Genomic DNA, 10,458 nt, shown 5'->3' with positions numbered 1-10,458 from the left:
CTGGCAATGGCTGACGAAGACAAGCTCCGCGAGTACCTCAAGCGGGTCACCGCGGACCTGCGCAAGGCGAACCGGCGCCTCCGGGAGGTCGAGGACGCGCAGCGGGAACCGGTCGCGATCGTGGGGATGGCCTGCCGGTACCCGGGCGGCGTGACCTCGCCCGGCGAGCTCTGGCGGGTCCTGGCCGACGGCCGCGACGTGATCTCCGGTTTCCCCGCCGACCGGGGCTGGGACCTCGACGGCCTCTACGACCCGGACCCCGCGCGGTCCGGCCGGACCTACGTGCGCTCGGGTGGTTTCCTCGACGACCCGGGCGGTTTCGACGCCGCGTTCTTCGGCATCAGCCCGCGCGAGGCGCTGGCCATGGACCCGCAGCAGCGGCTGCTGCTGGAAACCGCGTGGGAGGCGCTGGAAGACGCCGGTATCGACCCGGCGGCGCTGCGCGGCAGCCGGACGGGCGTCTTCGTCGGCCACAACTACCAGGAGTACGGGCCCGGTCTGCTCGACGCGCCCGAGAGCGTCGAAGGCCACCTGGTCACCGGTGTGGTGCCCAGCGTCGCCTCGGGCCGCGTCGCCTACTCGCTCGGTCTGGAAGGCCCGGCGATGACGGTGGACACGGCGTGTTCGACATCGCTGGTGGCTCTGCACCTGGCGTGCCAGGCGCTGCGCCGCGGCGAGTGCTCGATGGCGCTGGCCGGCGGCGTGACCGTGCTGGCGACACCCGGCACGTTCGTGGAGTTCAGCCGCCAGCGGGTGCTGGCGGCCGACGGGCGCTGCAAGGCCTTCTCCGACACCGCGGACGGCATGGGCATGGCCGAGGGCGTCGGCATGCTGCTGGTGGAGCGCCTGTCGGACGCCCAGCGGCTCGGACATCCGGTGCTGGCCGTCGTGCGGGGTTCGGCGGTGAACCAGGACGGGGCGTCCAACGGCCTGACCGCGCCGAACGGCCCGTCGCAGCAGCGCGTCATCCGGGCTGCGCTCGCCAGTGCGGACGTGTCCGCGGCCGACGTCGACGCCGTCGAGGCGCACGGCACCGGAACCGCGCTGGGCGACCCCATCGAGGCGCAGGCGTTGCTGGAGACCTACGGCCAGGATCGGGACCGGCCGCTGTGGCTGGGCTCGGTGAAGTCCAACATCGGCCACACGCTCGCCGCGGCGGGTGTGGCGGGCGTGATCAAGATGGTCATGGCCCTGCGCCACGGCCTCCTGCCGAAGACCCTGCACGTCGACCGGCCCTCGTCGCACGTGGACTGGGAGTCAGGAGCGGTCTCCCTGCTCACCGACCCGCAGCCGTGGCCGGAGTCGGAGGACCGGCCGCGCCGGGCGGCGGTTTCCGCCTTCGGCATCAGCGGAACCAACGCCCACCTCATCCTGGAACAGGCGCCGGGAGCAGTCGCGGAGGCGCCCGCGGAGTACCCGCCGTCGGCCGTACCGCTCGTGGTGTCGGCTCGCGGCGAAACCGCCCTGCGCGACCAGGCCGCCGCCCTGCGGCGGCACATCGAGCTGCACCCACAGACGCATCCGGCCGACATCGCGTACTCGGCGGCGACGACGCGCTCCGCTTTCGAACACCGCGCGGTGCTTCTCGGCACCACCCGCCAGGACTTCATCGACGGCTTGCATGCCCTCGAAACGGGCGCACCTGCGGCGGACGTGGTGACGGGAACCGCCGGCCGCGTCGGCAAGTGCGGTTTCGTGTTTGGTGGTCAGGGTGGTCAGCGTTGGGGGATGGGTGCGGGGTTGTGTGCTCGTTTTCCGGTGTTCGCCGAGGTGTTCGGTGCGGTGTGTGATGAGTTGGAGGTGCCGGTTGGTGAGGCGTTGTCCGGTGATGACCTTGGATTGATCGATCAGACGTTGTATGCGCAGTGTGGGATTTTTGCGCTTGAGGTTGGGCTGTTTCGTCTTTTGGAGTCGTGGGGTGTGGCTCCGGATTTCGTGTTGGGTCATTCGGTGGGTGAGTTGGGTGCTGCCCATGTTGCTGGGGTGTTGTCGCTTGGGGATGCGTGCAAGTTGGTGGCGGCTCGGGCGAGGTTGATGCAGGCGTTGGAGCCGGGGGTGATGTTGGCGGTGGCGGCCTCGGAGGACGAGGTCGTTTCGTTGTTGTCCGATCGGGTTGCGGTTGCGGCGGTGAATGGTCCGTTGTCGGTGGTGGTCTCGGGTGATGAGTCCGAGATCGCGTTGATCGAGGAGCGTTTCCGGGGCCGTCGGGTGAGGCGGTTGCGGACCAGTCATGCGTTCCATTCGCCGTTGATGGACCCGATGTTGGAGGAGTTCCGCGAGGTTGTTGCGTCGGTATCGCTCTGTGCTCCCCGGATTCCGTTTGTTTCCACGGTGACCGGTGCCCTTGCCGGTGAGGAGTTGGTCAGCCCCGACTACTGGGTGCGCAACGTGCGCGACACTGTTCGCTTCCTCGATGGTGTTCGGGCGATGCACGAGCAGGGTGTGGACACGTTCGTCGAGCTGGGCCCGGATGGCGTGTTGTCGGCGGCCGGGCAGGAATGCCTGCCCGACTCCGACGCGCTCTTCGTGCCATTTCAGCGTCGCGATCAGCCCGAACCCGAGAGTGCGTTGACCGCGGTCGGCAAGCTCCACGTGCGCGGCCGGACGCCCGACTGGGAAGCGGTGTTCAACGGCCTCGACGTCCGCCGGACCGATCTCCCGACGTATGCGTTCCAGCACCGTCGCTACTGGCTGGAGCCGGGTGCTTCGGCCGGCGGAATCAGATCCGCCGGGATCGGCACGCTCGACCACCCGCTGCTGGGCGCCCTCGTGTCGATGCCGGGGGAGACGGGCCCGGTGCTGACCGGGCGGCTGTCCGTCCGTACGCACTCCTGGCTTGCCGACCACCGAGTGCTGGGCAGGAGCCTGTTCCCGGGCACCGCCTTCGTAGAACTCGCGCGCTGCGCTGCCGAGGTGACCGGTGCGAGCGAGGTGGAGGACATCACGCTTGCGGCCCCGCTGGTGCTGTCGGAAACCGGCGACGTTGCACTTCGGGTCGTAGTCGGCACAGCGGACGAGACGGGGCGTCGAACGGTCGAGATCTGTTCCCAGCCGGGCGATGCCGATGTGGAAGGACCGTGGACAACGCACGCCACGGGTGTGCTCGCCGACGGACCCGAACGGGCCGCCCCCGCGTTCCAGGAGTGGCCGCCGCGAGGTGCCGACGAGATCGACCTGGTCAGCCTCCGGGAGTCGCTGGCCGATTCCGGACTGGACTACGGTCCGGCGTTCCAGGGGTTGCGCGCGGCCTGGCGCCGCGACGACGAGGTATTCGCCGAGGTCGTGCTGTCCGGTGACGTGGTCAGCGATGCCGAGGACTTCGGCCTGCACCCGGCCCTCCTCGACGCGGCTCTCCAGGCGCTCGCGGCGGCGTCACCGGACGGTGCGCTGCGCCTGCCGTTCGCGTTCAGCGGCGTGCGGTGGTGGTCGACCGGCACTTCGTCCCTGCGAGTACGTCTCTCGCGCACGGGCGGCGATGCCGTCGCCGTCGACATCGCCGACGAGGCGGGTTCGCCGGTGGCCGCGATCGATTCCGCATCGCTGCGCCCCGTGAGCGCGCAACAGCTCGAGGCAGCCCGAGCCGATGCCGGCGAGTCGCTGTTCCGGCTCAGGTGGGTGCCGCTCGAGTCTGGCGCCGGCAGCGCGGGCGACGGCTGGGCGGTGGTCGGCGACGGGGATTTCGGGCTGCCCGCGTCCCGCTACCCGAACCTTGCCGCGCTCGGCGATGCGCTGGACGGTGGGACGACCGTGACCGACGTGTTCGTCGTGGTCGACACGGACGAGCGCTCGGCATCGGCCAAGGCCGGTGCGGTGCTGGAGATGGTCCAGTCGTGGCTCGGCGACGAGAGGTTCGCCGATCTGCGTCTGGTTTTCGTGACCAAGGGCGCCGTCGCCGACGGGTCGGATGTCGCGGACATGGCGTCCGCGGCGGTTTGGGGCCTTCTGCGCTCGGTCCAGGCCGAGGCCCCCGGTCGCGTCGCTGCGGTGGATCTCGACGACGACCCGGCTTCGTGGAACACGCTGCGGAGAGTGCTGGGCGAGCCGCAGTGCTTGGTGCGCTCTGGCCGGGCGTTCGTGCCGCGGCTGGAGCGCGTGCAGGGGCAGATGCCCGCGGTGTGGGACACCGACGGCACGGTGTTGGTGACCGGTGGCACCGGAGTTCTGGGAAGTCTGCTGGCCCGGCACCTGGTGGTCGTGCACGGCGTGCGCAGGTTGGTTCTGATGAGCCGTTCCGGTGAGGCCCGGGGCCTGGATGCCGAGCTGGCTTCGCACGGTGCTCAGGTGTCGGTCGTCGCCTGCGACGTGGCGGACCGGGACGCCGTCGCCGAGGTGCTGGCCTCGATCCCGGCGGAGTTCCCGTTGCGCGCGGTGGTGCATGCCGCCGGTGTCGTCGACGACGGTGTTGTCTCCGCGTTGACCGCGGAGCGGGTTGACCGGGTGCTGCGTGGCAAGGTGGACGGTGCTGTGGTGCTGGATGAGCTGACGCGGCACCTCGACCTGTCGGCCTTCGTCCTCTTCTCCTCGGCGTCGGCCACGATCGGCAGCGCGGGCCAGGCGAACTACGCCGCTGCCAACGCTTTCCTCGACGCGCTCGCACACCGGCGCCGTAGCGCGGGCCTTCCAGCCCAGTCCCTGGCGTGGGGTTTGTGGGCGGAGCGCAGTGGGATCACCGGGGGCTTGTCGGATTCGGATCTGGCTCGGATGGCTCGGTCGGGAATCGTGCCGATGTCGAGTGGGGAGGCGTTGCGGTTGTTCGACACCGCACTCGCCACCGACGACGCCGTCCTGCTCCCGATGCGGCTCGACATCGACGCTCTCCAACGACTGGACCACGTACCGGCGGTCTTCCGCGGCTTCGTGCGGACGCGGCGCAGGCAGCCTCTCCAGGCGCGGGATTCGTCATGGGCGGTGCAGTTGGAAGCACTGTCCGAATCCCGGCGCTCCGAGGTCGCGCTGGAACTCGTCCGCGGTCAGGCCGCCATCGTCCTGGACCATGCTTCCGGTGATGCGATCGGCTCGGACCAGGCGTTCTCCGAACTCGGCTTCGACTCCCTGACCGCCGTCGAACTGCGCAACCGGCTCAACGAGATCACGGGACTGCGGCTGCCTGCCACGCTCCTGTTCGACTACCCGACGCCGAACGTGCTCGCCGAGCACCTGTTGGGCGAGGTCGCCGGACGACCGGCGGCCTCCAGCACGCCGGTGGCGTTGACGGCGAAGGACGACGAACCGCTGGCCGTGGTCGGCATGGCATGCCGCTACCCGGGAGGCATCAACTCGCCCGAAGATCTTTGGCGGGTGGTTCTCGACGGCACCGACGTCATCGCGGACTTCCCGGCAGACCGAGGCTGGGACGTGCTCAACCTGCCCATCGGCAAGGGCGGGTTCCTCGACGCCGTGGGAGATTTCGACCCTGCGTTCTTCGGGATTTCGCCGCGTGAGGCGTTGGCGATGGATCCGCAGCAGCGGTTGTTGCTGGAGGTGTCGTGGGAGGCGTTCGAGCGGGCCGGTGTCGACCCGCTGTCGGTTCGGGGCAGTCGGACCGGCGTGTTCGCGGGCGTGATGTACCACGACTACGCGGCACGGGTCCGGGAGATCCCGAGCGAGCTGGAGGGCTACCTGGGCAACGGGAACCTCGGCAGCGTCGCATCCGGCCGGGTCGCCTACACCTTCGGACTCGAGGGGCCGGCGGTCACGGTGGACACGGCGTGCTCCTCCTCGCTGGTCGCCCTGCACCTGGCGGCGCAGTCGCTGCGAGCGGGCGAGTGCTCGATGGCGCTGGTCGGCGGAGCGACGGTGATGTCCGCGCCGACCCCGTTCCGCGAGTTCGCTCGTCAGGGTGGGTTGGCGTCGGATGGTCGGTGCAAGGCGTTTTCGGATGGTGCGGATGGCACGGGGTGGTCCGAGGGCGCGGGGATGTTGTTGGTGGAGCGGTTGTCGGATGCTCGGCGGCTTGGTCATCCGGTGCTGGCGGTGGTGCGTGGTTCGGCGGTGAACCAGGATGGGGCGTCGAATGGTCTGACGGCGCCGAATGGTCCGTCGCAGCAGCGGGTGATCTTGCAGGCGCTCACCAATGCCCGGTTGTCCACTCAGGACGTCGATGTGGTGGAGGCGCACGGTACTGGTACTGCGTTGGGTGATCCGATTGAGGTGCAGGCGTTGTTGTCGGCTTATGGTCGTGATCGGTCTGTGCCGTTGTTGTTGGGTTCGGTGAAGTCGAATCTGGGGCATACGCAGGCGGCTGCGGGTGTGGCTGGTGTGATGAAGATGGTGTTGGCGTTGCGGCATGGTGTGGTGCCGAAGACGTTGCACGTGGCCGAGGCGTCGTCGCATGTGGATTGGTCTTCGGGTGCGGTGTCGCTGGCGACGGATGCGGTGGCCTGGCCCGAGGTGGACCGGCCCCGCCGGGCGGCGGTGTCCTCATTCGGAGTGAGCGGGACGAACGCCCACGTCATCATCGAACAGGCTCCAGCGGCCGAGGACGCCCCGCCGGCGGAATCGGGCGGAGGTGCTCCGGTGCTCCTTTCCGCGCGGAGCGAGGAGGCGCTGCGCGAGCAGGCCGAGCAGCTGCGCCGCCACGTGGAGGCACATCCGGAAATCACCGCGCTCGACATCGCCTACTCCACGGCGAAGTCCCGCTCATCGCTGGAACACCGTGCGTCCGTGACGGCGAGCGACCGCCGGCAACTCATCACGAACCTGGCGGCACTGTCGCAAGGCTCCGCGACCGGCCACACGCCGACAGCCACCAAGACCGGTTTCGTGTTTGCTGGTCAGGGTGGTCAGCGTTGGGGGATGGGTGCGGGTTTGTGTGCTCGTTTCCCGGTGTTCGCCGAGGTGTTCGGTGCGGTGTGTGATGAGTTGGAGGTGCCGGTTGGTGAGGCGTTGTCCGGTGATGACCTTGGATTGATCGATCAGACGTTGTATGCGCAGTGTGGGATTTTTGCGCTTGAGGTTGGGCTGTTTCGTCTTTTGGAGTCGTGGGGTGTGGCTCCGGATTTCGTGTTGGGTCATTCGGTGGGTGAGTTGGGTGCTGCCCATGTTGCTGGGGTGTTGTCGCTTGGGGATGCGTGCCGGGTGGTGGCGGCTCGGGCGAGGTTGATGCAGGCGTTGGAGCCGGGGGTGATGTTGGCGGTGGCGGCCTCGGAGGACGAGGTCGTTTCGTTGTTGTCCGATCGGGTTGCGGTTGCGGCGGTGAATGGTCCGTTGTCGGTGGTGGTCTCGGGTGATGAGTCCGAGATCGCGTTGATCGAGGAGCGTTTCCGGGGCCGTCGGGTGAGGCGGTTGCGGACCAGTCATGCGTTCCATTCGCCGTTGATGGACCCGATGTTGGAGGAGTTCCGCGAGGTTGTTGCGTCGGTATCGCTCTGTGCTCCCCGGATTCCGTTTGTTTCCACGGTGACTGGCGCTCGTGCCGGTGATGAGGTCACGACACCCGACTATTGGGTGCGCAATGTCCGCGACACTGTTCGCTTCCTCGATGGTGTTCGGGCGATGCACGAGCAGGGTGTGGACACGTTCGTCGAGCTGGGCCCGGATGGCGTGTTGTCGGCGGCCGGGCAGGAATGCCTGCCCGACTCCGATGCCGCGTTCCTCCCAGTCCTGCGTCGCGACAGCCCCGAGCCGGACAGCGTGTCGGACTGCCTGGGCAGGCTGCACGTCCGCGGTGCGGCCGTCGACTGGGCGGCGTACTACGCGGGAACCGGCGCTCGGCAGGTCGACCTGCCGACGTACCCGTTCCAGCGGCAACGCTACTGGCTCGAGGCGGACGAGGACGGCGGTGACGTCAGCGCGGCCGGGCTCGACGGCGACGAGCATCCCCTCCTCGGAGCCGTGGTCGAGTTCGCCGAGGGCAACGGCACGATCTTCACCGGCCGGATCTCCCGCCGCACGCACCCGTGGCTCGGCGACCACCTGGTCCACGGCGCGGTCCTCGTTCCCGGCAGCGCACTCGCCGAACTCGCGCTGCGCGCGGCGGAGGAAGCCGGATGCGGTGGGGTGGAGGAACTGACACTGGAGGTGCCGCTGACCCTCCCGGAGAACGGCGGTGTCCAGCTCCAACTCCGGGTCGAGGAAGCCGACGACGCCGGGCGCAGGCCGCTGACGATCCACGCGCGTCCCGAACCCCGCGACCACGATGAGGGGTGGACGTGCCACGCCCGTGGCGTCCTCGGTCCGGTCGCCGCGGCAGCCGCCGACCTCACGTCCTGGCCGCCGGAGGCAGCGGTCGTGGACGTCTCCTCCTGCTACGCCGAGCTGGCGGATGCAGGGCTCGTATACGGGCCGCGGTTCCAGGGCCTCCGTCAGGTGTGGCGGCACGGTGACGGCGACCTGTACGCCGAGGTGGCCTTGCCCGAGGACTCGGACACCACCCGCTACGGGTTGCACCCCGCGTTGCTCGACGCGGCGGTGCACGCGATCCGATACCTGTCCGGTGCGGACCTGGAGAGTGCCGCGCTGCCGTTCGCCTGGAGCGGTGTGTGCCTGCACGCGGTGGGCGCGTCGGAACTTCGCGTGCGGATCGCCCCTGCCGGGAAGGACACCGTCACCGTCTTGCTGGCCGACGGCACGGGCGCGCCGGTCGGCTCCATCGAGTCGCTGACGGTCCGCCCCGTGACCAGCGACCAGATCGCCGCGTCCAACGGTGGTTCGCTGTTCCGGACGATCTGGGTTCCGGAGAGCATGTCCGCGTCCCGCACCGGAACGCAGCGCTGGGCGCTCGTCGGCCCTGGTCTCGAAACGCTCGCGGAGACGTTGCAGGTCCGCAGGACCTACGCCGATCTGGCCGAATGCCTGTCGGACGGCGACGAGCTTCCTGACCTGGTGGTCATCGCGGCCACTACGACCGGCGGTGCGACGCGGGCGACGGTCCGGATGCTCGACACCGTCCAAGCCTGGTCGGCCGAGCCGCGATTCGCCTCGACGCGCCTGGTCGTGTGTACCGGGGACCCGGAAGTCGACATGGCCTCCGCCGCGGTGTGGGGTTTCCTGCGTTCGGTCCAGGCGGAGAACCCCGGTCGGGTCGCGGTGGTGGCCCTGGATGAGGACCCCGCCTCCTACCGGGCCCTGCCCGGCGTCGCCGATGCGCCGGAGAGCTCGGTGCGGTCGGGCCGGGCTTTCGCGCCGCGTTTGGAGCGTGTGCCGGGATCGGGCTCGGTGGAGTGGGAGGCCGGTGGCACGGTGTTGGTGACCGGTGGCACCGGTGTGCTGGGTCGTGCGGTGGCTCGCCATCTGGTGGCCGAGCGCGGTGTGCGGCGGTTGCTGCTGCTGAGCCGTTCCGGCGGGGCCGACGACCTGGTCGGCGAGCTGGCCGGTCTTGGCGCCGAGGTCTCGGTCGCGGCGTGCGATGTGGCCGACCGGGACGCGGTCGCCGGGGTTTTGGCCTCGGTTCCGGCGGAGTTCCCGGTGTCGGCGGTGGTGCACGCGGCGGGTGTGGTCGACGACGGCGTGGTGTCGTCGCTGTCCGCCGAGCGCGTCGAGGGCGTGCTGCGCGCCAAGGTCGGCGGCGCGGTGGTGCTGGACGAGTTGACGCGGCCCCTCGACCTGTCGGCGTTCGTCCTCTTCTCCTCCGCCGCAGGAGTGCTCGGCGCGGCGGGACAGAGCGCCTATTCGGCCGCCAACGCCGCCTTGGACGCGCTCGCGCGCAGGAGACGTGCCGAAGGGCTGCCGGCGACTTCACTCGCGTGGGGTTTGTGGGCGGAGCGCAGTGGGATCACCGGGGGGTTGTCGGATTCGGATCTGGCTCGGATGGCTCGGTCGGGGATCGTGCCGATGCCGAGTGGGGAGGCGTTGCGGTTGTTCGACAACGCACTCGCCGCCGACGACGCCGTCCTGGTCCCGATGAGGTTGAACACCGCGGCACTCGCCGGACAGCACGACATACCCGCGGTGCTGCGCGGTCTCGTCAGGAGACCGCAGCGGCGGATCGCGATGTCCGGGCCGCGTTCGCTCGTCACCCGTCTCGCCGGGCAGTCCCCGGCCGAACGGCGGCAGACCGTGCTCGACCTGGTCCGCCGGGAGGTCGCCGCGGTCCTGGCGTACGGATCGCCGGAACTCATCGGCGTGGAACAGGCCTTCCAGGACCTGGGCTTCGACTCGCTGAGCGCCGTCGAACTGCGCAACCGGGTGTCGGCGGCGACCGATGTCCGGCTGTCGGCCACGGTGGTCTTCGACTACGCGAACCCCACCGCCCTCGCCGAGCACCTGCTGACGCGGCTCCCGCTCGACGGCTCCGACCCGACCGCCTCCGTGTCGGCGGAACTGGACCGGCTGGAGGCGGCCCTGGCCGAGGCGTCCGCCGAACAGCTCGACCGGTCGCGGATCACGATGCGGCTCACCGCTCTGCTGGCGAAGTGGGGCGAGGACGACAACGACCACCCGGATGACCGGGACCTCTCGACCGTGACCGACGACGAGCTGTTCGGCCTCGTCGACGAGCTCGGTTCGAACTGAAGCGAA

Annotated in this window: 1 protein-coding gene; it reads left to right on the top strand. The window is 69.7% G+C overall.

Going from position 1 to position 10,458, the window contains the following annotated elements; all coding sequences use genetic code 11:
- Positions 1 to 6 precede the first annotated feature (6 nt).
- A complete protein-coding gene (locus SACE_RS38830) occupies positions 7 to 10,452 on the top strand; it encodes a type I polyketide synthase (protein WP_011874255.1) in 10,446 nt (3,481 codons plus the stop codon).
- The last annotated feature ends 6 nt before the right edge of the window (positions 10,453 to 10,458 follow it).

The organism is Saccharopolyspora erythraea NRRL 2338 (genome assembly GCF_000062885.1).
Lineage (GTDB): Bacteria > Actinomycetota > Actinomycetes > Mycobacteriales > Pseudonocardiaceae > Saccharopolyspora_D > Saccharopolyspora_D erythraea.
This window is presented reverse-complemented; position numbering and strand designations above follow the sequence as displayed.

Bases quoted from the DNA above. Each gene is read 5' to 3' on its own strand.
- SACE_RS38830 (WP_011874255.1), top strand. From the start codon at position 7: ATGGCTGACGAAGACAAGCTCCGCGAGTACCTCAAGCGGGTCACCGCG.